At 71.3% G+C, this 21,311-nt stretch carries 17 protein-coding genes; 4 read left to right on the forward strand and 13 right to left on the reverse strand.

Annotated features, from left to right (window positions below; genetic code table 11):
- Positions 1–92: 92 nt before the first annotated feature.
- From cimA to ureA, 5 genes are all read right to left on the reverse strand, one after another.
- Entirely contained in the window at positions 93–1,697 is a 1,605-nt protein-coding gene (gene cimA, locus ACFV2J_RS39350; RefSeq protein ID WP_385089044.1) for a citramalate synthase, read from the reverse strand.
- Between the two features lie 376 nt (positions 1,698–2,073).
- Positions 2,074–2,610 (reverse strand): TetR/AcrR family transcriptional regulator, encoded by a 537-nt coding sequence (locus ACFV2J_RS39355; RefSeq protein WP_385089047.1) that lies wholly within the window; start codon positions 2,608–2,610, stop codon positions 2,074–2,076.
- A 215-nt stretch (positions 2,611–2,825) separates the two neighbouring features.
- A complete protein-coding gene (locus ACFV2J_RS39360) occupies positions 2,826–3,863 on the reverse strand; it encodes an agmatine/peptidylarginine deiminase (RefSeq protein WP_385089042.1) in 1,038 nt (345 codons plus the stop codon).
- A gap of 11 nt (positions 3,864–3,874) precedes the next feature.
- Positions 3,875–5,545 (reverse strand): urease subunit alpha, encoded by a 1,671-nt coding sequence (locus ACFV2J_RS39365; RefSeq protein ID WP_385089039.1) that lies wholly within the window; start codon positions 5,543–5,545, stop codon positions 3,875–3,877.
- Complete coding sequence (gene ureA, locus ACFV2J_RS39370; protein ID WP_385089036.1) at positions 5,542–6,246, reverse strand: urease subunit gamma; 705 nt, start codon at positions 6,244–6,246, stop codon at positions 5,542–5,544. Before ureA ends, ACFV2J_RS39365 begins: the two co-directional genes overlap by 4 nt.
- A 182-nt stretch (positions 6,247–6,428) precedes the next feature.
- Here ureA and ACFV2J_RS39375 point away from each other — a divergent pair, with 182 nt between their 5' ends.
- Positions 6,429–7,865, forward strand: a complete 1,437-nt coding sequence (locus ACFV2J_RS39375; protein WP_385089033.1) for a cytosine permease — start codon at positions 6,429–6,431, stop codon at positions 7,863–7,865.
- Between the two features lie 180 nt (positions 7,866–8,045).
- Here ACFV2J_RS39375 and ACFV2J_RS39380 read toward each other — a convergent pair whose 3' ends face one another.
- From ACFV2J_RS39380 to ACFV2J_RS39390, 3 genes are all read right to left on the reverse strand, one after another.
- Positions 8,046–9,023 (reverse strand): GNAT family N-acetyltransferase, encoded by a 978-nt coding sequence (locus tag ACFV2J_RS39380; RefSeq protein ID WP_385089030.1) that lies wholly within the window; start codon positions 9,021–9,023, stop codon positions 8,046–8,048.
- A 362-nt stretch (positions 9,024–9,385) separates the two neighbouring features.
- The gene (locus ACFV2J_RS39385) at positions 9,386–10,492 is read right to left on the reverse strand and encodes a branched-chain amino acid aminotransferase (RefSeq protein WP_385089027.1); all 1,107 of its coding nucleotides are present in this window, start codon (positions 10,490–10,492) and stop codon (positions 9,386–9,388) included.
- A 274-nt stretch (positions 10,493–10,766) separates the two neighbouring features.
- Positions 10,767–11,810 (reverse strand): 3-isopropylmalate dehydrogenase, encoded by a 1,044-nt coding sequence (locus ACFV2J_RS39390; protein ID WP_385089025.1) that lies wholly within the window; start codon positions 11,808–11,810, stop codon positions 10,767–10,769.
- A gap of 142 nt (positions 11,811–11,952) precedes the next feature.
- Here ACFV2J_RS39390 and ACFV2J_RS39395 point away from each other — a divergent pair, with 142 nt between their 5' ends.
- Positions 11,953–13,518 carry a purple acid phosphatase family protein gene (locus ACFV2J_RS39395; protein WP_385089022.1) on the forward strand — a complete coding sequence of 522 codons (1,566 nt, stop codon included), beginning with the start codon at positions 11,953–11,955 and terminating at the stop codon, positions 13,516–13,518.
- Positions 13,519–13,629: 111 nt separating this feature from the next.
- Here the strand turns inward: ACFV2J_RS39395 and ACFV2J_RS39400 are convergent, their stop codons facing one another.
- The 4 genes from ACFV2J_RS39400 to ACFV2J_RS39415 all read right to left on the reverse strand — a co-directional run bounded on the left by ACFV2J_RS39400 (position 13,630) and on the right by ACFV2J_RS39415 (position 17,423).
- Positions 13,630–13,758: a hypothetical protein gene (locus ACFV2J_RS39400; protein ID WP_095852449.1), complete on the reverse strand. Its 129-nt coding sequence runs from the start codon at positions 13,756–13,758 to the stop codon at positions 13,630–13,632.
- A 312-nt stretch (positions 13,759–14,070) separates the two neighbouring features.
- Positions 14,071–14,646, reverse strand: a complete 576-nt coding sequence (locus ACFV2J_RS39405; protein WP_385443275.1) for a GNAT family N-acetyltransferase — start codon at positions 14,644–14,646, stop codon at positions 14,071–14,073.
- 182 nt (positions 14,647–14,828) lie between these two features.
- Positions 14,829–16,460, reverse strand: a complete 1,632-nt coding sequence (pruA, locus tag ACFV2J_RS39410) for an L-glutamate gamma-semialdehyde dehydrogenase (RefSeq protein WP_385093770.1) — start codon at positions 16,458–16,460, stop codon at positions 14,829–14,831.
- 36 nt (positions 16,461–16,496) lie between these two features.
- Positions 16,497–17,423 carry a proline dehydrogenase family protein gene (locus tag ACFV2J_RS39415; protein ID WP_385093767.1) on the reverse strand — a complete coding sequence of 309 codons (927 nt, stop codon included), beginning with the start codon at positions 17,421–17,423 and terminating at the stop codon, positions 16,497–16,499.
- Positions 17,424–17,589: 166 nt separating this feature from the next.
- On the opposite strand from ACFV2J_RS39415, the gene ACFV2J_RS39420 reads away from it, so the two are divergent.
- Positions 17,590–18,858, forward strand: a complete 1,269-nt coding sequence (locus tag ACFV2J_RS39420; protein ID WP_385093764.1) for a PucR family transcriptional regulator — start codon at positions 17,590–17,592, stop codon at positions 18,856–18,858.
- Positions 18,859–18,928: 70 nt separating this feature from the next.
- On the opposite strand, the gene ACFV2J_RS39425 is transcribed toward ACFV2J_RS39420, so the two are convergent.
- Positions 18,929–19,534: a TetR/AcrR family transcriptional regulator gene (locus ACFV2J_RS39425; protein WP_385093761.1), complete on the reverse strand. Its 606-nt coding sequence runs from the start codon at positions 19,532–19,534 to the stop codon at positions 18,929–18,931.
- Between the two features lie 109 nt (positions 19,535–19,643).
- On the opposite strand from ACFV2J_RS39425, the gene ACFV2J_RS39430 reads away from it, so the two are divergent.
- Positions 19,644–21,197 (forward strand): MFS transporter, encoded by a 1,554-nt coding sequence (locus tag ACFV2J_RS39430; protein WP_385093757.1) that lies wholly within the window; start codon positions 19,644–19,646, stop codon positions 21,195–21,197.
- Positions 21,198–21,311 lie beyond the last annotated feature (114 nt).

Consider the following 21,311-nt stretch of genomic DNA (forward strand, 5'->3'; position numbering starts at 1 on the left):
CCGGGGGGGGGGGGGGGGGGGGGGGGCGGGGCGGGGGCGCGGGGGGGGTTTTCCACCCGCCCCTCGCCGGAGGCCCGTGCCGGCGGCTCGCGCTACGCGGCCGGTTCCACTCCCGCCCGCAGCAGCCCGTAGGTGCACGCGTCCTCCAGTGCCTGCCAGGACGCGGCGATGACGTTCTCGGCCACGCCGACCGTCGACCACTCGCCCGCGCCGTCGGAGGTGGAGATGAGCACGCGGGTCGTGGAGGACGTGCCGTGCTTGCCCTCCAGGATGCGGACCTTGTAGTCGACGAGTTCCAGCGTGGCGAGCTGGGGGTAGATCTTCTCCAGCGCGACCCGCAGCGCGCGGTCGAGGGCGTTGACGGGACCGTTGCCCTCGGCCGTGGCGACGATGCGCTCGCCCTTGGCGAAGAGCTTGACCGTGGCCTCGTTGGCGTGGGTGCCGTCGGGGCGGTCCTCGACGATGGCCCGCCAGGACTCGACCTCGAAGTAGGTGCGGGCCTTGCCCTCGGCCTCCGCGCGCAGCAGGAGCTCGAAGGACGCGTCGGCCGCCTCGTACGTGTAGCCCCTGAGCTCGCGCTCCTTGACCCGCTCGACGACCCGGCCCACCAGTTCGCGGTCACCGCCGAGGTCGATGCCGAGTTCCTTGCCCTTGAGCTCGATCGACGCGCGACCCGCCATGTCGGACACCAGCATCCGCATGGTGTTGCCGACCTGCTCGGGGTCGATGTGCTGGTAGAGGTCCGGGTCGACCTTGATCGCGGAAGCGTGCAGGCCGGCCTTGTGCGCGAAGGCCGAAACGCCCACATAGGGCTGGTGCGTCGAAGGTGTCAGGTTGACGACCTCCGCGATCGCGTGCGAGATCCTCGTCATCTCCCGCAGCGCGCCCTCGGGCAGCACCTGCTTGCCGTACTTCAGCTCCAGGGCCGCCACCACCGGGAACAGGTTCGAGTTGCCGACCCGCTCGCCGTAGCCGTTCGCCGTGCACTGCACGTGCGTCGCGCCCGCGTCGACGGCGGCCAGCGTGTTGGCGACCGCGCAGCCCGTGTCGTCCTGGGCGTGCATGCCGAGCCGGGCCCCGGTGTCGGCGAGGACGGTGGCCACGACCGCCTGGACCTGGGCCGGGAGCATGCCGCCGTTGGTGTCGCAGAGCACGACCACGTCGGCGCCCGCCTCGGAGGCGGCCCGGACGACCGCCTTCGCGTACGCGGGGTTCGCACGGTAGCCGTCGAAGAAGTGCTCGCAGTCGACGAAGACGCGGCGGCCCTGCGCGCGCAGGTAGGAGACGGTGTCGCGGACCATCTCCAGGTTCTCGTCCAGCGTCGTGCGCAGCGCGAGCTCGACATGGCGGTCGTGGGACTTGGCCACCAGCGTGATCACCGGGGCGCCGGAGTCCAGCAGCGCCTTGACCTGCGGGTCCTCGCTCGCCTTCGCTCCCGCCCGGCGGGTGGCGCCGAAGGCCACGAGCTGGGCGTGCTTGAAGTCGATCTCCTGCCGGGCGCGGGCGAAGAACTCGGTGTCGCGCGGGTTGGCCCCGGGCCAGCCGCCCTCGATGAAGCCCACCCCGAAGTCGTCCAGGTGCCGTGCGATGGCCAGCTTGTCCGCCACGGTGAGGTTGATGCCCTCACGCTGCGCGCCGTCGCGCAGGGTCGTGTCGAAGACGTGGAACGAATCGTCGAGCTCGCTGGTTTCGGTCATGGTGTCTGGCTCCTGTGTTGGATCTCGGTCTGTACCGGAATGACCGGCTCCACCGTCCCCCAATGATCCCTCGCGCTCCCTTCCCGGCTTGTGGTGGGCCAGGAAAACGAAAAACCTCTCGCGGGTGCGAGAGGTCTGCGCGCGGGTCGAGGACGACGGTGCCCGCCCGTACGTGGTGGTACGTGGCGGTCACTGCGGACCGGCGCGCCTGCTGCCCATAATCATGGCGAACGAGAGCACGGGGGCAGTCTGGCACAGCGCCGCCCCAGGACCCAGATCGTCTCAGGATGCGGGCGGTTCGTCCGTTTCCTGAGGCGGCTTCCGGCCATGGCCGTCCCGCTCCGGACCGCACCGGTACGGCGGGCAGCGGGCGGGGTCAGCCGAGCGTTTCGTCCAGGAACTCCTTGACGTGGCCGAGGGTCCGCTCCCGGTCGGTGCCGCGCAGTCCGATCGCCACGTGGATGGAGAAGCCGTCGAGCAGGGCCCGCAGCCGGGCGGCGAAGCGGTCCGGGTCGACCGCCCGGAACTCACCGCGCGAGACGCCCTCGGCGATCAGCGCCACCAGGTCCCGGTGCCAGGCACCCTCGATGGCGACCTGTCGCTCACGGGCGTCCTCGCCGGCGTTCTGCGAGTGGTTCCAGACCTCCAGCCAGAGCGTCCAGTGCGGGTCGCGGTGGCCGTCGGGGACATAGAGGCCGACGTACGCGTCCAGGCGGCCGCGAGCGGTGCCCCGCGCGGCGAGCAGCCGGCCGCGCTCGGCGCCGAGCCTGCCCTCGCTCCACTCCAGCGTCTGGAGCAGCAGTTCGTCCTTGGAACGGAAGTAGTAGAGGAGATGGCCGCTGCTCATCCCGACCTCGCGGCCGAGCGCGGCCATGGTGAGCTTCTCCAGACCGCGCTCGGCGATCATGCCCATGGCCACCCCGAGGACCTCCTCGCGGGGCGGTGCGGTGTTGCGGCGACGGGTCACGGGGCGGCCTCCACGGTCTCCGTACCTCCCGGGGCCCTGCCGGCCCCGGTGGTCCCCTCGGCCCGGCAGGGGCGGCGCCGGTGCCCGGCACAGAGCAGTACATTCACCCGTACGTTCTACCCGACCCCCGCTCGCGCGGGTTCGCGGGCCCCGCGGGGGTCTCAGACCTTCGGCTGCTGCTGGGTCACACAGTGGATGCCGCCCCCGCCGGCGAAGATCGTACGGGCGTCCACCAGGGTCACCGTCCGCTCGGGGAACAGTCCGCGGAAGATCCCGGCCGCGGTCTCGTCACGCGGGTCGTCGAAGCCGCACAGCACGACACCGCCGTTGCAGAGGTAGTGGTTGATGTAGGAGTAGTCCGCCCAGTGCCCGTCGGCCTCCAGGACGGTGGGGGCCGGGACCTCGACGACCTCCAGGGGGCGTCCGCGGGCGTCGGTCTGCGCCCTCAGCAGCCCGATGACCTCCTTCGTCACCTCGTGGTCGGGGTGCGCGGGATCCGGCTGGTGGTGCGCGACGACGACTCCGGGGCGGGCGAAGGCGGCCACGATGTCGACGTGCCCGAGCGTGCCGAAGCCGTACGGGGGGTAGTCGCCGGTCAGTCCGCGCGGCAGCCAGATCGCCTTGCGGGTGCCGAGGTGGGCGTGGATCTCCGCCTCGACCTGCTCGCGCGTCCAGTCCGGGTTGCGCTCCTGACCCAGCTGGACGGTCTCGGTGAGCAGGACGGTCCCCTCGCCGTCCACGTGGATCGCGCCGCCCTCGTTGACCAGCCGCGAGGCGTACGTCCGCGCGCCCGCGAGGTCCGATACCCGCGCGCCGATCTTGGCGTCGTGCTCCCAGCGCGCCCAGTCCTGGGCGCCCCAGCCGTTGAACGTCCAGTCCACAGCCGCCAGTTGTCCCTTCCCGTCGGTGAGGAAGGTGGGGCCGATGTCACGCATCCAGGCGTCGTCGAGCTCCCGTTCGACCGTGTCGACGCCGGGGCCGAGGAGCTCGGCGGCCTCCCGGGACTGCCCCGGCCCGCACACGACGGTGACCGGTTCGAAGCGGCGGACCGCGCGCGCCACCGACGCCCAGGCGGACCGCGCCCGAGCGAGGTCGTCCGGGTCGTCGAAGGTGGGGTTCGGGCCCGGCCACGCCATCCAGGTGCGCTCGTGCGCGTCCCACTCGGCGGGCATCCGGAAACCGTCGGAGGCAGGGGTCATGACGTGCACCTTCACAGGAAGTAGAGGCGGTTGAGGGATACGGAGTCGGCGGCCTCGGAGCGCAGCGGCTCACCGTCGAGGGTGACCAGGCCGGTGCGCTGGTCGACGTCGACGGCTCCCGTCCGGGAGTTGAGGCGCAGGTCGGCGGGGCCGATCCCGCGCGTGCCGCGCACGGCGACCCTGCGCCGGCGCGTCGGCATCCGGTCGTTGCCCTGGTCGAGGGCCGCCTGTGCGACGAAGGCCACCGAGATCTCGGCGGGTGTCGCACCGTGCGCGCCGAACTGCGGTCCCAGGACGAGGGGTTCACAGGTGTCGGTGGCGGCGTTCGGGTCGCCGACGACGCCGTACGCCGGGAAGCCGGACTTCAGGACCAGCTGCGGCTTGGCGCCGAAGAACTCCGGGCGCCACAGCACGATGTCGGCGAGCTTGCCGACCTCGATGGAGCCGACCTCGTGCGCGAGCCCGTGGGCGATGGCCGGGTTGATGGTGAGCTTCGCCATGTACCGCAGGACGCGTTCGTTGTCGTGGTCCTCCGGCGCGCCGAACTCGCTCTTCATCTTTCCGGCCATCGCGAAGGTACGGCGGACCGTCTCGCCCGCGCGGCCCATGCCCTGCGCGTCCGACGACGTGATGCCGATCGCGCCCAGGTCGTGCAGGACGTCCTCGGCGCCCATCGTCCCGGCGCGGATCCGGTCGCGGGCCATGGCGGCGTCACCGGGCAGGTCGGTCTTGAGGTCGTGGACGGAGACGATCATGCCGTAGTGCTCGGCGACCGCGTCCCGGCCGAAGGGCAGGGTGGGGTTGGTGGAGGAGCCGATGACGTTCGGGACGCCGGCCATCTTGAGGACGTTCGGGACGTGCCCGCCGCCGCAGCCCTCGATGTGAAAGGCGTGGATGGTCCGGCCGTCCAGCACCCGCAGGGTGTCCTCGACGGAGAGGCATTCGTTCAGCCCGTCGCTGTGCAGGGCGACCTGGACGTCGTGCTCCTCGGCGACGCGCAGCGCGGTGTCGAGGGCGCGGGTGTGGGCGCCCATGTCCTCGTGGACCTTGAAGCCGCTCGCGCCGCCCTCGGCGAGGGCCTCGACCAGGGGCGCGTCGGACGAGGACGAACCCCGGCCCAGGAAGCCGATGTTGACCGGCCACGCGTCGAACGCGGCGAAGGCGTGGCGCAGCGCCCAGGGCGAGTTGACGCCGACTCCCCACACCGGCCCGAACTCCTGGCCGATGACGGTGGTGACGCCGGAGGCGAGCGAGGCCTCCATGATGCGCGGCGACAGCAGGTGGACGTGGGTGTCGACGGCTCCGGCGGTGGCGATCAGCCCCTCGCCGGAGACGATGGACGTGCCCGTGCCCACCACGACGTCGACCCCGTCGAGGGTGTCGGGGTTCCCGGCCCGGCCGATCGAGCAGATCCGCCCCTCGCGGATGCCGATGGAGACCTTCCGGATCCCCTGTGCCGCGTCGATCACGACCACGTTGCTGATCACGACGTCGCAGGTGTCACGGACGGCGGCCGCCTTGAGGTGCAGTCCGTCACGGGCGGTCTTGCCGAAGCCGGCGAGGAACTCGTCGCCGTGCCGCTGGGAGTCCGACTCGACGCGGACGGTCAGCCCCGAGTCGCCGAGGCGGACGCGGTCGCCCGCGCGGGGGCCGTGGGTGGCGGCGTACTCGTACGGATTCATCGTTCGTTCCCTTCGGCTTCCCCGGCACCGGTTCCGAGGTATCCGCAGGCGGCCGCCCTGCGCAGGGCTTCCTCCCGGGCTCCGGGCGCGTCCAGCGGTCCGTCCACGAGTCCGGCGAAGCCGATCGCGACGCGCGCTCCGCCGATCGGGCGCAGGCCGACCTCGGCGCTCTCCCCGGGGCCGAAGCGGACCGACGAACCGGCGGGGACGGCGAGCCGCATCCCGTAGGCCGTGGCCCGCGGGAAGTCGAGCCGGGGGTTGGCCTCGAAGAAGTGGAAGTGCGAGGTGACGGAAACGGGCACGGTGGCGGTGTTGGTGACCGTGAGCCGCACGACCGCCTCGGGCTCGTTGTGCGCGGGCCCCGGCAGCAGGGCGCCCGGTCCCTCCTCCCCCAGTCCCGGGCCGAGGGGGTCGCTCACCACGGCGAGCCGGGACCCGTCGTCGAAGACGGCCTCGACGTGCACCTCGGTGACGATGTCGGCGACGCCGGGCAGAACGTCGTCCGGGCCGAGCACGGACCGGGCCGCCTCGATGGCCTCGGCGAGCCGGCGTCCGTCGCGGGCCGCCTCGCACACGGTGTCCGCGATGAGCGCGGTCGCCTCGGGGACGTTGAGCCTCAGACCGCGGGCCCGGCGGGCCCGGGCCAGCTCGGCCGCGCCGAAGAGCAGCAGCCGGTCACGTTCCGTGGGGGTCAGTCTCACGACGCGGCACCTCCTTGCCTTCCACCGATTCCCTGTCTTCCACTGATTAGAACAACACTCTAAACAGGGGATGGGCAAGAGGGAAACATTGACAGGCGGTGAGCCATTGACGGGCACGCCCGGGAAGCGACACATTGAACGTCGCTCTAAACAACCGGGCGGCGGATCGAAGGAGACCAGCCATGCCGATAGAACAGCGCGGAGTCGACACCATCCCCGACGAGGAGCGGACCAGCGGTCCGCGCGACCTCGTGTCGATCCTGCTCGGCTCCAACCTCTGTCTCGGCGTGATCATCTTCGGCTGGCTGCCGCCGTCCTTCGGGCTCGACTGGTGGTCCTCGGTGAGCTCGATCGTGGCCGGCACGGTGATCGGCACGGCGCTCACCGCTCCCCTGGCGCTGGTCTCGCTGCGCACGGCGACCAACCTCTCCACCTCCTCCGGCGCCCAGTTCGGGGTGCGCGGGCGGCTGGTCGGCTCGGTCGTCGGGCTGCTGCTCGCCCTCGGCTACACCGCGCTGACCGTGTGGATCGGCGGCGACGTGATGATCGGCGTCCTGCACCGGCTGTTCGGACTCCCGGCGGGCGGTCTCTCCTACGCCGTCGTGTACGCGCTCCTCGCCGCCGCCACCGTCGCGGGCGCCGTCTACGGCTACCGGGTGCTGCTCGCCATGTCCCGTGTCCTCGCCGTGGGCATGACCGCGCTGCTCGCCCTCGGCGTCCTCGCGTACGCGCCGCACTTCACCACCGCCGCGCTCCCGGAGGCCGGCGGCTACCTGCTCGGCTCGTTCTGGCCGACCTGGCTGCTGGCGGCGGTCGCGGCGGGCCTGTCCGGACCCATCGCGTTCATCACCCTGCTCGGCGACTACACCCGGTACATCTCCCCGTCCCGGCACTCCTCGCGCACGGTCCTGCACGCCACCTGGCTGGGCCTGATCGCCGGTCTGCTCGTCCCCCAGCTCTTCGGGACCTTCACGGCGTACGCGGCCCGCGCCGCCCTCGACTACGCGGGACCGCTGGTCTCCGCCTCCCCGGCCTGGTACCTGGTCCCGCTCCTGCTCGCCGCCTCCGCGGGCTCGGTCGGCAACGCCGGGCTGATGCTCTACTCGATGGGCCTGGACCTGGACGCGATCCTGCCGCGGGCCTCGCGCGCCCGGGCCACCGTCACGGTCGCCGTCGTCGCCACCGTCTGTGTCTTCGTCGGCCACTACGCCTGGAACGCGCAGTCCGCGATGACGTCCTTCGTCCTTCTCCTGACGGCCATCGGCACCCCGTGGGCGGTCATCACCCTCATCGGCTTCGCCCGCAGCCGCGGGAGCTACGACCCGGACGCCCTCCAGGTCTTCAACCGCCGCTCCCGGGGCGGGATCTACTGGTACCGGGCCGGCTGGAACGTCCGCGCGACGGTCTCCTGGGTGCTCGGCGCCTCCGTCGGCCTGCTCGCCGTGTCCCTCCCCACGTACGAGGGACCACTGCTGTCCCTCACCGGCGGGGTGGACTGCAGCTTCGTCCTGTCGGGGCTGGTCGGGGGGGTCGCTTATCTGGTGATGTCCCCGAAGGCGACGGTGTCGGACCGGGTCGGGACCGCGCAGGAACTGGCTCGCGCCGAAAGCGGACTGTGAGACGTCCGCCGGGGAGTGGCGAGCGGAGGAGCTCGGACGGCGACGGCTCGCCCTGCTGCGTACGGATATGACAGCCTCTCGCCCCCACATGGACGCCTCTTGAGAGCGATCACCTGACGGTGCGCCCCCGACCTCCGAGGATCGGGGGCGCATGCCTCCCGGCCTGACAGGCCTCTGCGGCTAGTTGATGAGCAGCACGGCCAGCATCGCCAGCCAGCACAGTGAGACAAAGGCCGGGAGCACCACCATCACAAGACCCGTCGGTGATGAGTGCAGCCATGCCGTCCCGGGCTCGGCCATCTGCCGTCCCACGATCCGGTGCCCGCCGTGCCAGGCCATGTACTCCTCCAAATCCACGACCGAGCTCTTACGGGCCTGCAGATACCTCCGCCCGAACCGCAACATGATGGCGAATGCCAGCGCTGACGCGAACCCGATCACTGTGATGATCACGGCAACGCCCTGCGCCATTCCCTCCGACTTCGCGCCCTCCTTGCCCAGCGTGAACGCCAGCGTGGCCGCGAGGCCTGCCGTGATGTAGAGGAAGTTGTTGAGCTTGTTCCAGTTGATGATGTCCTCGTGTTTGTACAGATCCACGGCGATCCCGTACTGCGTCTGCAGCATCGACTCGCGCGGCTTCCGCCACACCCACACCACCCGCAGCCGGCCGTCCGGCGGTCGCAGCCGGGTCAGCTCCTCGAACCCGAGCTTTCGGTGAAACCGTGTCGAGGCCTCGTTGAGCGGCTCACTCACCACCGCCGCGATCACCGGGTTGGTCGTCCACTGCCCCAGCACATGGTGGTAGAGCTGCGACGCGACCCCCTGCCGTGCCGCATCACGGGCCACACACACCTGCTTGATCACCAGAAAGCTGCCGAGCGTGGTCTTGATCCGTTGGTTCAGCCACTCGTCGGGTTTGATCCGCTCGTCGCTGTACGCCAGCAGAAATCCGAGGACATCGGCCCCCTTCATCGCCACATAGAAATGCTCGGCACTCACCAGCTCCGCCCGATACACGTCCTCCGTGTAGCCCGAGACCAAGAACCCGTCCCGGCTCGCGACGGCCGGATCAGTGCCCTCCAGGCTCCTGGACTGCGCCAGTTCGAGAATCCTCGGGACATGGTCCTGAGTCGCCCGCACGATCTCGATCTTCTCCATGGCCGGCACGGTCACGCCTTCACCCCCGGTACGAATGAATGCACCAAACTACCTTCGGCCGTGCACACTTGACGATCCATCGCATGAGCGAGTGTCTCCGCCGCAGGCCATCGGACGTGGGGGCTGTACGGACGAGTGCCCCAGTGATGGAGGGCTCAGGCGCGTCGGATCGGGCAGGAAATGCCGATGATCATGACGGCCAGCCAAGAACTGGCGGTGGGCGCATGACACAACCCGGCGCCCCGTCACGGCACCGGTGCCGTGCACACGGCCCGTCGAACGAACCGCCGGTCCCCGTACTCCTGTCGGGGAGAGGGGGACCGGCGGGACGTGTGGGTCGTCGGGGGCCGAGCGGGCCCGGGCTAGCCCAGCGGGTGCATCCAGCCGTGCCGGTCGGCGCTGATGCCGCGCTGGATGTCGAGGAGCGCCTCGCGCAGCCTCATGGTGACCTCGCCGGGCTCGCCGCCGGACTGCTTCCACTCGGCGCCGGTGCGCTTGACCGTGCCGACGGGGGTGATGACCGCCGCGGTGCCGCAGGCGAAGACCTCGGTCAGCGTGCCGTTCTCGGCGTCGCGCTGCCACTGGTCGATGGAGACGCGGCCCTCACGGGACTCGTAGCCGAGGTCGCGGGCCACGGTGAGCAGGGAGTCGCGGGTGACGCCCTCCAGGATGGAACCGGTGAGCGAGGGGGTGACGATCACCGGCTTCTCGCCGGGCGCGCCGCCGTACACGAAGTACAGGTTCATGCCGCCGAGCTCCTCGATCCACTGGTGCTCGACCGCGTCGAGGTAGCAGACCTGGTCGCAGCCCTTGGCGGCGGCCTCGGCCTGCGCGAGCAGCGAGGCGGCGTAGTTGCCGCCGGTCTTGGCGTCGCCCATGCCGCCGGGGACGGCGCGGACGCGGTCCTCGGAGAGCCAGATGGAGACCGGCTTCACGCCGCCCGGGAAGTAGGCGCCGGCCGGGGAGGCGATGACCAGGAACAGGTACTCGTTGGCGGGCTTCACCCCGAGGCCGACCTCGGTCGCGATCATGAACGGGCGCAGGTAGAGGGACTCCTCGCCGCCGTGCCGCGGGACCCAGGCCCTGTCCTGCTGGACGAGCACGTCACAGGCCTCGATGAACGTCTCCACGGGGAGCTCCGGCATGCCGAGCCGACGGGCGGAGGCCTGGAAGCGGCGGGCGTTCTTGTCCGGGCGGAAGGTGGCGACGGAGCCGTCGGGCTGACGGTAGGCCTTGAGGCCCTCGAAGATCTCCTGCGCGTAGTGCAGGGTCATGTTCGCCGGGTCGAGGGAGAGCGGGCCGTACGGAACGAGCTGACCGTCGTGCCAGCCGCGGCCCTCGGTCCACTTGATCGTCACCATGTGGTCGGTGAAGTGGCGGCCGAACCCGGGGCTGGTGAGAAGCGCCTCGCGCTCCGCATCCGAGCGGGGCTGCGAGGAGGGCTTGAGCTCGATCGTGGGCGTCGTCATGAGTGGTTGTCCTTCACCGGTTGTGTGTGACGGGCCGCGCTCACGCCTGTACTGCCAGTGGCCAGTGCTAGGACGTCCGAGCATTCCCTCATTCAGCGGCTCCGCGTTCGATTATCGCGCGAGTATCGCGCGCTCGGGGCCGTGGACGAAAACGGGGTGAATGCGGCCCATGGGGTTGCCCAGGGGTTGATGGTGGCACCCGGCGAGGGCAGAAGAAAAGCCGCCGGGCGCGGTTGCGACCCGGCGGCTGCTTCGTTGGGGTGAGCGCGCGGGGTCAGCCGGCTACTCGTACGGCGAGCGCGTCGCCGATCTCCTCGGTGCTGCGGGCGGGCTGCCCGACGCGCTCGGCGAGGTCCGCGGAGACGGCTTCCTCGATGCGGGCGGCCTCGGGCTCGTAGCCGAGGTGGCGCAGCAGGAGGGCGACGGACAGCACGGTGGCGCTGGGGTCGGCCTTGCCCTGACCAGCGATGTCGGGCGCCGAGCCGTGCACGGGCTCGAACATCGAGGGGAACTCGCCGCTCGGGTTGATGTTGCCGGAGGCGGCGACGCCGATGCCGCCGGAGACGGCCGCGGCGAGGTCGGTGATGATGTCGCCGAAGAGGTTGTCGGTGACGATCACGTCGAAGCGCGCGGGGTCCGTGACGAGGTAGATCGTCGCGGCGTCCACGTGGATGTAGTCCGTGGTGACCTCGGGGAACTCCGCGGCCACCCTGTTGAAGACGTTCGTCCAGAGGTGGCCGGCGAAGGTCAGGACGTTGTTCTTGTGGACCAGCGTCAGCTTCTTGCGCGGGCGGGCCTGGGCGCGGGCGAAGGCGTCGCGGACGACGCGCTCGACGCCGAAGGCCGTGTTGACGGAGACCTCGGTGGCGACCTCGTGCTCGGTGCCCTTGCGGATGGTGCCGCCGTTGCCGGTGTACGGGCCCTCGGTGCCCTCGCGGACCACCACGAAGTCGATCTCGGGCTGGCCGGCCAGCGGGGTGGCGACCCCCGGGAGCAGCTTCGAGGGACGCAGGTTGACGTGGTGGTCGAAGGCGAAGCGCAGCTTGAGCAGGAAGCCCCGCTCCAGGACGCCGGACGGGACCGAGGGGTCGCCGATCGCGCCGAGCAGGATCGCGTCGTGCTGCTTCAGGGCGTCGAGGTCGGCCTCGGTGAGGGTCTCACCGGTCGCGTGGTACCGCCGGGCGCCGAAGTCGAAGTCCTTGGTCTCCAGCTTCACGTCCTGCGGAAGGACGGCGGAGAGCACCTTCAGCCCCTGGGCCACGACCTCCTGGCCGATGCCGTCACCGGGGATCACTGCGAGATTGATGCTGCGAGACATGAAGGCACCGTACTCCCTGTCCCATGGGATGACACACGATGTCCGCCATACGGACGGTCCGGTGTCGCCGCACACCAACCCGTCACCCTGCGTTCACTCGTACGTGTGACGCCCGTTGGGACTCGCTGGGAAGTTCTCAAACATGGACACTCCCGACGTCGGCATCCCCGAGCAGCTCGCGCGCCGTATGAGCATGGCCGAGCAGCACGAGTACCTGCGGACGAAGCTCACCCGGCGGCGCGCGCTGACCGCGGCGAGCGCCTTCGCCGGCGGTGGGCTGCTGGCCGGCTGCGCGTCCGGGCCGGAGAGCCCGCCGCGGACGTCGGTCCCGAGGACGGGCGCCGCCACCGGGCAGGTGCCCGGTTCCGCCGTCACCCCCTTCGGCCGTCATCTCGCCTTCGGCGCGGACCCGAAGACCCAGATGCGGATCTCCTGGCAGGTGCCGGTGGCGGTCCGCAAGCCCTATGTGCGGGTGGGGCTGACGCCCTGGGGGCTGAGCCGGAAGATCGAGGCGGAGGTCCGTGACCTGCACACGCCGGGCCTGGCCGGACAGCGGTTCGCGCTGGACCAGTACTACCTGCACGCGGCGCTGGACAACCTGCGGCCCGGCACGACGTACTACTACGGAGTCGGCCACGAGGGGTTCGACCCCGCGTCACGGGAGCGGCACTCCACGGTCGGCTCCTTCCGCACCGCGCCCGCGCGTCCGGAGAGGTTCGTCTTCACCGCCTTCGGCGACCAGGGCGTCACTCCCGACGCGCTCGCCAACGACAAGGTGCTGCTCGGCCGGCATCCGGCCTTCCATCTGCACGCGGGCGACATCTGCTACGCGGACTCGGTGGGCCTCGGCGCGAAGTCCGACGTCTACGAACCCAGCGCCTGGGACCTGTTCCTCAAGCAGACCGAGCCGGTGGCGAAGTCGGTGCCGTGGATGGTGACGACCGGCAACCACGACATGGAGGCCTGGTACTCGTCGAACGGGTACGGCGGCCAGTCGGCACGCTGGTCCCTCCCGGACAACGGCTTCGACGCCCGCCGTGCGCCGGGCGCGTACTCCTTCACGTACGGCAACGTCGGGATCGTGGCGCTGGACGCGAACGACGTGTCGTACGAGATCCCCGCCAATCGGGGCTACACGGACGGACGGCAGACGGCCTGGCTCGACAGGCGCCTCGGTGAGCTGCGCGGGAGCGTCGACTTCGTGGTGGTCTTCTTCCACCACTGCGCCTACTCGACCTCGACCCACGCCTCCGACGGCGGTGTGCGGGACGCCTGGCTTCCGCTGTTCGCCAAGCACCAGGTGGATCTGGTGATCAACGGGCACAACCACGTGTACGAGCGCACCGACGCCGTCCGGGGCGGCACGGTGGGCAGGCCGGTGCCGGTCGGCGCGTCGACCGATCCAACACGCGACGGGATCGTGTACGTCACGGCGGGCGGCGCGGGCAAGAGCCTGTACCGGTTCCCCGCGGGGGTGAAGGACAGTTACGAGGGGAAGGTCACGCGCCACGAGCCCGTGGGGACCTTCCACTGGACGAAGTCCCGGCAGCAGCAGCACGACACCGTGGAGTGGTCGCGCGTGCGCTACACCGGGTATTCCTTCCTCTCGGTGGAGGCGGAGACCGGCGCGAAGCCGAGGCTCAAGGTGTCGGCGCTCGCCCAGGACGGCAGGCGGATCGACTACTTCGAGGTGCGGCGCGGAGCGTGACCCCGCGCCGCACCCCGTTCGGGTGCGGCTCCCGGCTGATGGGTGGGACGGCTCGTGGCACCGCGCGACCCGGCGGGCCGGGGCGCGGTGGACGGGCGGGGGAGGCGGGCCTCAGTGGCCCGTCTCACCGCCGTTGTCCCTGCGGTCCAGGGCGCGCTGAAGGGCGGCGGCCGCGTTCTTGCGGTCGGACTCACTCGAACGGGAAACGTGACGGACTCGGCGGACGGTCGTCTCGGCCATGATGAATCGACTCCTTAGCCTCCGGAGGACCCGGGACGGGCGGCCGGAAGTGCGGTGAGGGATTACGAGACGCCGGAAGGGGCGGGGAGCGGTGCCGCAGGGGTTGCCTGCCAGGGGCTCCGGCTCACGACCGCCATTCGCTTGGTCTAGCGAGACGTTCGGCTCCTACCAAGCTAAGCGAGGACGGAGCATCTGTCTCCATGATTACTCGGACTTCCTACTATCTGAGACGGCGGATCGGGTCACCCGGGCCTGACCAGCACCGACGGTCCGGACGGGGCCGGGCCTCGCGGCGGGGCGACGGGACGGCGGTCACAGCACGTCCCCCTCCCGCCAGTCGAAGACCAGTTCGTGGGCCGGGTCGAGGGCGCCGTGCAGAGGGCGGCCGACGGTGCTCGCGGTGCCCGCGGCGGCGACGGGCCGTACGTAGGTGCTGCCCTCCTCGTCCGGCAGGCGCACGACACCCCCCGGTCCCAGGGCGCAGATCCGGCCCGGCCACAGCTGCCAGCCCCGAGCCGCGTACAGGGGGCCGCCGTCCTCGCTCGCGGAGAGCGCGCCCAACGCGTAGGAGCCCTCGATCACACGTTCCAGAGCCGCCATGACCCGGCCGCCATGACCCCGTCGGCGCACATCGGCCCGTACGCCCACCGCCTCCACGTAGCCCACCCGCAGCGAGCGCCCGCGGTGCAGCACCCGGCGCTGGATCACGGAGCCGTGGCCCGCGAGACCCTTGTCGTCGTGCACGAGGGCGTGGATGCCGCCGAGGCCGTGGTCCCAGTCCTCGTCACCGAAGTCCCCGCCGAAGGCGTCGTCCAGGAAGGCGCGGACCGCGTGGAGTTCGGCGGGCGCGAGGTCCGCGGTGTGGGCGGTCCGCAGTCGGGTGGCCATCCGCCCAGTATCCCGGCGCCCCCCGTGGCCGTCGATCGCCTCGCGCGCCGGTCCGCCGCCCGGTGCGGGCGGGGCAGGGCGAGGCGGGACGGGCGGTACGGCGTCGGCGGCGGAGACGCGCGCGGGCCGGCCGGCCGCCCTGATCGGCGACCGCCCGGCCCGCGTCAGACTGCCCGTGGGCGTCAGCCCATGTGGGGGTACGTGTAGTCGGTCGGCGGGACCAGCGTCTCCTTGATGGCGCGGGTCAGCGTCCAGCGCATCAGGTTCTGCGGAGCGCCCGCCTTGTCGTTCGTGCCGGAGGCACGGCCGCCGCCGAAGGGCTGCTGGCCGACGACGGCGCCGGTCGACTTGTCGTTGATGTAGAAGTTGCCCGCGGCGTAGCGGAGCTTCTCCATCGTGTACGCGGCGGCCGCGCGGTCGCCCGAGACGACCGAGCCGGTCAGCGCGTAGTCGGAGGCCGACTCCATCTGGGTCAGCATCGCGTCGTACGCGTCGTCCTCGTAGACGTGCACGGCGAGGAACGGACCGAAGTACTCCGTCTTGAAGACCTCGTTCTCCGGGTCCGAGCACTCCACGACCGTGGGACGCACGAAGTAGCCGACCGAGTCGTCGTACGAGCCGCCCGCGACGACCGTGCAGGACGGGTCGGACTTCGCCCGGTCGATCGCCGCCTTGTTCTTGGCGAACGACCGCTCGTCGATGACGGCGCCGATGAAGTTCGACAGGTCGGTGACGTCACCCATGGTCAGGCCGTCGATCTCGGCGGCGAACTCCTCCTTGAACCCGGAGTTCCAGATGGACGCCGGGATGTAGGCGCGGGAGGTCGCCGAGCACTTCTGGCCCTGGTACTCGAAGGCACCGCGGGTCAGGGCCGTCTTGAGGATCGCGCGGTCGGCCGACGGGTGGGCGACCACGAAGTCCTTGCCGCCGGTCTCGCCCACCAGGCGCGGGTACGAGCGGTACTTCTCGATGTTGCTGCCGACGGTCTTCCACAGGTACTGGAAGGTCTTGGTCGACCCGGTGAAGTGGATGCCCGCGAGGTCGCGGTGCTCCAGCGCCACCTCGGAGACCTCGATGCCGTCACCGGTGACGAGGTTGATGACGCCCTTGGGCAGACCGGCCTCCTCCAGGAGCTGCATGAGCAGCACCGCGGCGTGGGTCTGGGTCGGGGACGGCTTCCAGACGACGACGTTGCCCATCAGCGCGGGGGCCGTCGGCAGGTTGCCCGCGATCGCCGTGAAGTTGAACGGCGTGATCGCGTAGACAAAGCCTTCGAGCGGGCGGTGGTCGAGGCGGTTCCAGACGCCCGGCGAGTTGGCCGGGGGCTGCTCGGCGAGGATCTGCCGGGCGTAGGCGACGTTGAAGCGCCAGAAGTCGACCAGTTCGCAGGGGCAGTCGATCTCGGCCTGCTGGGCCGTCTTCGACTGGCCGAGCATCGTGGAGGCCGCGAGGGTCTCGCGCCAGGGGCCGGCCAGCAGTTCGGCCGCGCGCAGGATGATCGCGGCGCGGTCGTCGAAGGACATCGCGCGCCAGGCGGGCGCCGCCGCGAGGGCCGCGTCGATGGCGTCCTGGGCGTCGGCCCGGGTGGCGTGCGCGCCGGTGCCGATGACGGCCTTGTGGTTGTGCGGCTGCACGACCTCGAAGCGCTCACCGCCACCGAGCCGCTTCTCGCCGCCGATGGTCATCGACAGCTCGATCGGGTTCTCGGCCAGCTCCTTGAGCCTGGCCTCCAGACGGGCGCGCTCCGGCGAGCCGGGGGCGTAGCCGTGCACCGGCTCGTTGACGGGGGTGGGGACCTGGGTCACAGCGTCCATGGTTTCCGTAACTCCTTAGTGAGCGGTGGTTCGGACTCAGCCCTTGGTGAGGATCGAGCGCGCGAAGAAGAGCAGGTTGGCGGGCTTCTCCGCGAGGCGGCGCATGAAGTACCCGTACCAGTCGGTGCCGTACGCGGTGTAGACCCGCATGCGGTGGCCCTCGGCGGCGAGCCGCAGGTGCTCCTCGCCGCGGATGCCGTAGAGCATCTGGAACTCGTACTCGTCGAGCTTGCGGCCGGCCCTGCGGGCCAGTTCCTGGGCGATGGAGATCAGGCGCGGGTCGTGGGACCCGATCATCGGGTAGCCCTCGCCCTCCATCAGGACGCGCAGGACGCGGACGTAGGCCTTGTCGGTCTCGGCCTTGTCCTGGTACGCGACCTCGGCGGGCTCCTTGTAGGCGCCCTTCACGAGGCGTACGCGGCTGCCGTTCGCGGCGAGGCGGCGGGCGTCGGCCTCGGTGCGGAACAGGTAGGCCTGGATGACGCAGCCGGTCGCGGGGAAGTCCTTCCGCAGCTCCTCGTGGATGGCGAACATCGAGTCGAGGGTGGTGTGGTCCTCGGCGTCCAGCGTGACCGTGGTGCCGATCGCGGCCGCGGCCTCGACGACCGGGCGGACGTTGGCGAGTGCCAGCTCGTGGCCGCCCTCCAGCGCCTGGCCGAACATCGAGAGCTTGACGGACATCTCGGCCTTGGTGCCGAGGTCCAGTTCCTTGAGGTGCTCGATGAGCTCCAGGTAGGCATCGCGGGCGGCGAAGGCCTGGTCGCGCGTGGTGATGTCCTCGCCGACGACGTCCAGGGTGACCGAGAGGCCCTTGGCGACGGCGTCCTGGACGACCGGGACGACCTGGTCGACGGTCTCACCGGCGATGAAGCGGGCGACCACCTGCTTGGTGCCGGGGGCCGCCGACACGAGACGGCGCATGCGGTCGCTGCGCGACGCGGCGAGAATCACGGGACCCAGCACGGGCACCTCCACGGAAAGTACGGACGGCCGCGAACCCCCGCACAACAGGCGGGGACGGCACGGGGAACCACCGTGAAACCTAAGGATCCCCCCGATCCTCGGCCATCGACAGCTGTCACGCATCCGTGCCCTGGATCTCAGACATCTGTATGAAGGCCTCCGGGTGATGGGGGAGAATGCCCATGTGACGGGCGATTTCAAGGCGGGCAGAACGGCCGGCGGCGGCGAGTACCAGGAGCTGGTCGACGAGATCTCGGCACTGCTCGACGCCCCCGCGACCCTGGAGAACCGGGACTTCGAGCTGATCGCCTTCGCCGCGTACGGGGGCGACGACGATTTCGACGCGGCCGCCCTCGACCCCGTCCGTACCCGCTCGATCCTGACCCGCCGTTCCACCCCGGCCGTCCGCGCCTGGTTCGAGGGCTTCGGCATCGCCCGGGCCACCGGTCCGGTGCGCATCCCGCCGACCCCGGAGGCGGGGGTCTACCGGGGACGCGTCTGCCTGCCCGTACGCCATCGGGGTGTCGTGCTCGGATACGTGTGGCTGCTGGACGACGACCCCGGGCCGGCGCAGGAGCGGCTGGACGCCGCGATGGGGGTCGCCTCCCGCATCGGCGCGCTGCTCGCGGACGAGGCGCAGGCGGGCGCGGACCTGACGCGCGAACTGCGGGCCGTGCTCACCGCCGAACGGGGCTGGCAGCGGGAAATGGCCGTGGCCGAACTGCGCACGGCCCTCGGCCCGCGCGGTGAGGGCCTGCACACGCTGGTGTGCGTCGCGCCGTGGCCCTCGGCCGACCCGGACGACGCGCCCTCGGCCCGTACGGTGCCGGGCGCCACCGCTCTGTGCACGGTTCCGTGGAGCGGCGGTGCCGCCGTCGCCGACGGGACGGAGCCCGGCTGGAGCCTGGCGCTGCTGGTCCGGCTGCGCTCCCCCGAGGTGCTGGCGCCGGCGCTGACGGCGGCCGCCCGGTTCGTACGGGAGGCGGCGGGGGAACACCCGGGAGGCGCCGCGGCCCCCGGGGCACGGGCGGCGGCCGGGGTCGCCGGGGCGCGGGTGGGGCTCGCGGAGCTGGGGGCCGGCTGGCAGGAGGCGTCCGCCGCCGCCCGCGCGGTCCTCGCCGATCCCCGCCTCGGCCCGGTCGCCGAGTGGTCGTCGATCGGCCCGTACCGCCTCCTCACCACCCTGCCTCCGGAGGCCGCCCGGGACCCCGCGGTCCATGCCCTCCTCTCGCCCGCCCACCGCGAACTCGCCCGCACCGCCGAGGTGTTCCTCGACCGCGCGGGCCAGGCCGGGCGCACCGCGGCCGAGCTGGGCATCCACCGGCAGACGCTCTACTACCGCCTCTCCCGCGTCGAACAGCTGACGGGCCTCGACCTGGACGACGGGGAGGACCGCCTGCTGCTGCACATGGCGCTCAAGGCGGCACGGCTGTGAGGAGCGCGGGGCACCCGCTCCCCCGCCCGGCCGAAGTCACCGGGACCGGCGAACGGACCGCCGGGAACGGTCACGAGGACACCGCGTCGTCGCGCCGCGCGGTCCCCGCCGCCTCGATCACGCGGCGCAGCCCCTCCGTCAGGTCGTCCGCGGTCGACGCGCTCGCCGGGTCGAAGAGCCACTGCACCATCAGCCCGTTGAGAAGCGCCTGGTAGAAGCCGCCGACGGATTTCACGGTCCGCTCGTCGAGGGTCTCCTCGTCCAGGCCCAGCAGCATCGCGGTCAGCCCGGCGCGCCCCTCGGTCTGCGCCTGCGCCATCAGGTCGCGCAGCTGAGGGACCCGCTCCCCCTGTGTCACGACCTCCATGCTGGCCGCCCAGACGGGCCGGTACTCCTCGAAGTTGTCCAGCATCCGCGCCCACACGCTGTGGAAGCGCTCCACGGAACCTCCGGGGGTGTCCTCCCGCTCCGGATGATGGCCCGACTTCTCGCCCCACTCCTGCACGAGTTCCACGAACGCCTGGGTGAGCAACGCGTCCTTCGACCCGTAGTGGTAGCCGATGGACGCCAGGTTCGTCCCCGACGCCTTGACGATGTCGCGCGCGGTCGTGCGCACGAATCCCTTCTCCAGCAGGCAGCGCTTGGCGCCTTCGAGCAGATCCTCACGGTGTCCCATGCGGGTCACCCTACCCCGATCCATACAAACGTCCCATACAGCCGTCACATACAATCGTTTTATACATGCGTACTAGACACGCGTATATGACGCCCGTACAGTTCCTGCCATGACGAACCCGACGCGCACGACCCCCGCACCCGGCGCCCGCGCCGGCCGCCGCGAATGGACCGCCCTCGGTGTCCTGATGCTTCCGCTGCTCCTCGTCTCCATGGACGTCTCGGTCCTCTACTTCGCGATCCCCGCGATCGGCGCGGACCTGGAACCGAGCGGCACCCAGCAACTGTGGATCTTCGACATCTACGCGTTCGTGCTCGCCGGCCTGCTGATGACGATGGGATCGCTCGGCGACCGCATCGGCCGCCGCCGGCTCCTCCTGTTCGGCGCCGCCGCGTTCGGTGCGGCCTCCGCCCTCGCCGCCTACGCCGACAGCGCGGAGACGCTGATCGCGGCCCGCGCGCTGCTCGGCGTCGGCGGCGCGACCCTGATGCCGTCGACGATGGCGATCATCCGCACGATGTTCACGGACCCCGGTCAGCGCGCGAAGGCGATCGGCCTGTGGTCCGGTGTCATGACGGCGGGCGTCGCGCTCGGCTCGGTGATGAGCGGAGTGCTGGTGCGGTACTTCTGGTGGGGCTCGGTCTTCCTGGTCAACCTGCCCGCGATGGCGCTGCTGCTGGTCCTCGGCCCCGTCCTGCTCCCCGAGTCCAGGAACCCGCTGCCGGGCCGCTTCGACCTGCCGAGCGTCCCGCTGTCGCTGGCCGCCGTGCTGCCCATCATCTACGGCATCAAGGAAATCCCCTCCGAGGGCTGGAAGTTCGAGTACGTCCTGGCGATCCTCGTCGGCCTCCTCTTCACCGCCCTCTTCGTCCGGCGTCAGCGCACCGCCGAATCCCCGCTGATCTCCCCCGAGTTGTTCCGCGGCCGCGGCTTCGCGCCCGCCGTCGTCCTCAACCTCGTCTCCTCGTTCGGAATGATGGGCTCGGCGTACTTCACCACCCAGTACCTCCAGTCGGTGCTGGGCAAGAGCTCCATGGAGGCCGCCCTGTGGGCGCTGCTCCCGACCGTCCTGGTGGGCGTCGCCGCGCCGGTGGCCGCGCAGTTGGTACAGAAGGGCGTGCACCGCGCCCATGTCGTCTCCGGCGGATTCGTCCTCGGCGCCTGCGGCTACGGGCTGCTGGCACTCACCGGCACGGACTCGCTGTGGTGGGCACTCGCCGGAGCCGGTGTCCTCGCCGCCGGCATCGTCGTCGTCATGTCCCAGATGATGGACCTGGCGCTGAGCACGGTCCCCGTCGGCAACGCGGGCTCCGCCTCCTCCCTGCTGGAGACCGGCGCCGAGTTCGGGGGCGCGCTGGGCATGGCCGTCCTCGGCTCGATCGGCACGGCGGTCTACCGCCACGGGATTCCGTCCGGCGCCCCCGACCCGGCCCGCGAGACCCTGGGCGGCGCCCTCGCGGTGGCCCGCCACCTGCCCGGCGACACGGGCGGGGCCCTGGTCCGGACGGCCCGCGAGGCCTTCACCGACGGGATGCACGCGGCGGCGATCGCGGGGGCGGTGCTGTTGCTGGGCGCGGCGGTACTCGCGTCGGTGACGCTTCGGAGGGTGCGGGTTCGGGAGGGTGCGGGTGAGGTCCCTCAGGCGGAGGGGGCTGCCGCCTGACCTCCCGCCGACCAGCTGGGTCTCGCCCCATCCGTCCCTGGGGGCTCCGCCCCCAGACCCCCGCCGGCCTTAAGGGCCTTGTCCTCAATCGCCGGACGGGCTGGTGATGCGGGC

Source organism: Streptomyces sp. NPDC059668, assembly GCF_042734135.1.
Taxonomy (GTDB): Bacteria; Actinomycetota; Actinomycetes; order Streptomycetales; family Streptomycetaceae; genus Streptomyces.

What these genes read in the sequence shown, in the direction of transcription:
- ACFV2J_RS39420 (WP_385093764.1), top strand. Translation starts at nt 17,590, where the DNA reads ATGGGGGAGAATGCCCATGTGACGGGCGATTTCAAGGCGGGCAGAACG.
- ACFV2J_RS39375 (WP_385089033.1), top strand. Translation starts at nt 6,429, where the DNA reads ATGCCGATAGAACAGCGCGGAGTCGACACCATCCCCGACGAGGAGCGG.
- ACFV2J_RS39365 (WP_385089039.1), bottom strand. Translation starts at nt 5,545, where the DNA reads ATGAATCCGTACGAGTACGCCGCCACCCACGGCCCCCGCGCGGGCGAC.
- ACFV2J_RS39400 (WP_095852449.1), bottom strand. Translation starts at nt 13,758, where the DNA reads ATGGCCGAGACGACCGTCCGCCGAGTCCGTCACGTTTCCCGTTCGAGT.
- ACFV2J_RS39360 (WP_385089042.1), bottom strand. Translation starts at nt 3,863, where the DNA reads ATGACCCCTGCCTCCGACGGTTTCCGGATGCCCGCCGAGTGGGACGCG.
- ACFV2J_RS39425 (WP_385093761.1), bottom strand. Translation starts at nt 19,534, where the DNA reads ATGGGACACCGTGAGGATCTGCTCGAAGGCGCCAAGCGCTGCCTGCTG.
- ACFV2J_RS39395 (WP_385089022.1), top strand. Translation starts at nt 11,953, where the DNA reads ATGGACACTCCCGACGTCGGCATCCCCGAGCAGCTCGCGCGCCGTATG.
- ACFV2J_RS39405 (WP_385443275.1), bottom strand. Translation starts at nt 14,646, where the DNA reads ATGGCCACCCGACTGCGGACCGCCCACACCGCGGACCTCGCGCCCGCC.
- ACFV2J_RS39355 (WP_385089047.1), bottom strand. Translation starts at nt 2,610, where the DNA reads ATGGGCATGATCGCCGAGCGCGGTCTGGAGAAGCTCACCATGGCCGCG.
- cimA (WP_385089044.1), bottom strand. Translation starts at nt 1,697, where the DNA reads ATGACCGAAACCAGCGAGCTCGACGATTCGTTCCACGTCTTCGACACG.
- ACFV2J_RS39385 (WP_385089027.1), bottom strand. Translation starts at nt 10,492, where the DNA reads ATGACGACGCCCACGATCGAGCTCAAGCCCTCCTCGCAGCCCCGCTCG.
- ACFV2J_RS39380 (WP_385089030.1), bottom strand. Translation starts at nt 9,023, where the DNA reads ATGGAGAAGATCGAGATCGTGCGGGCGACTCAGGACCATGTCCCGAGG.
- ACFV2J_RS39390 (WP_385089025.1), bottom strand. Translation starts at nt 11,810, where the DNA reads ATGTCTCGCAGCATCAATCTCGCAGTGATCCCCGGTGACGGCATCGGC.
- pruA (WP_385093770.1), bottom strand. Translation starts at nt 16,460, where the DNA reads ATGGACGCTGTGACCCAGGTCCCCACCCCCGTCAACGAGCCGGTGCAC.
- ACFV2J_RS39430 (WP_385093757.1), top strand. Translation starts at nt 19,644, where the DNA reads ATGACGAACCCGACGCGCACGACCCCCGCACCCGGCGCCCGCGCCGGC.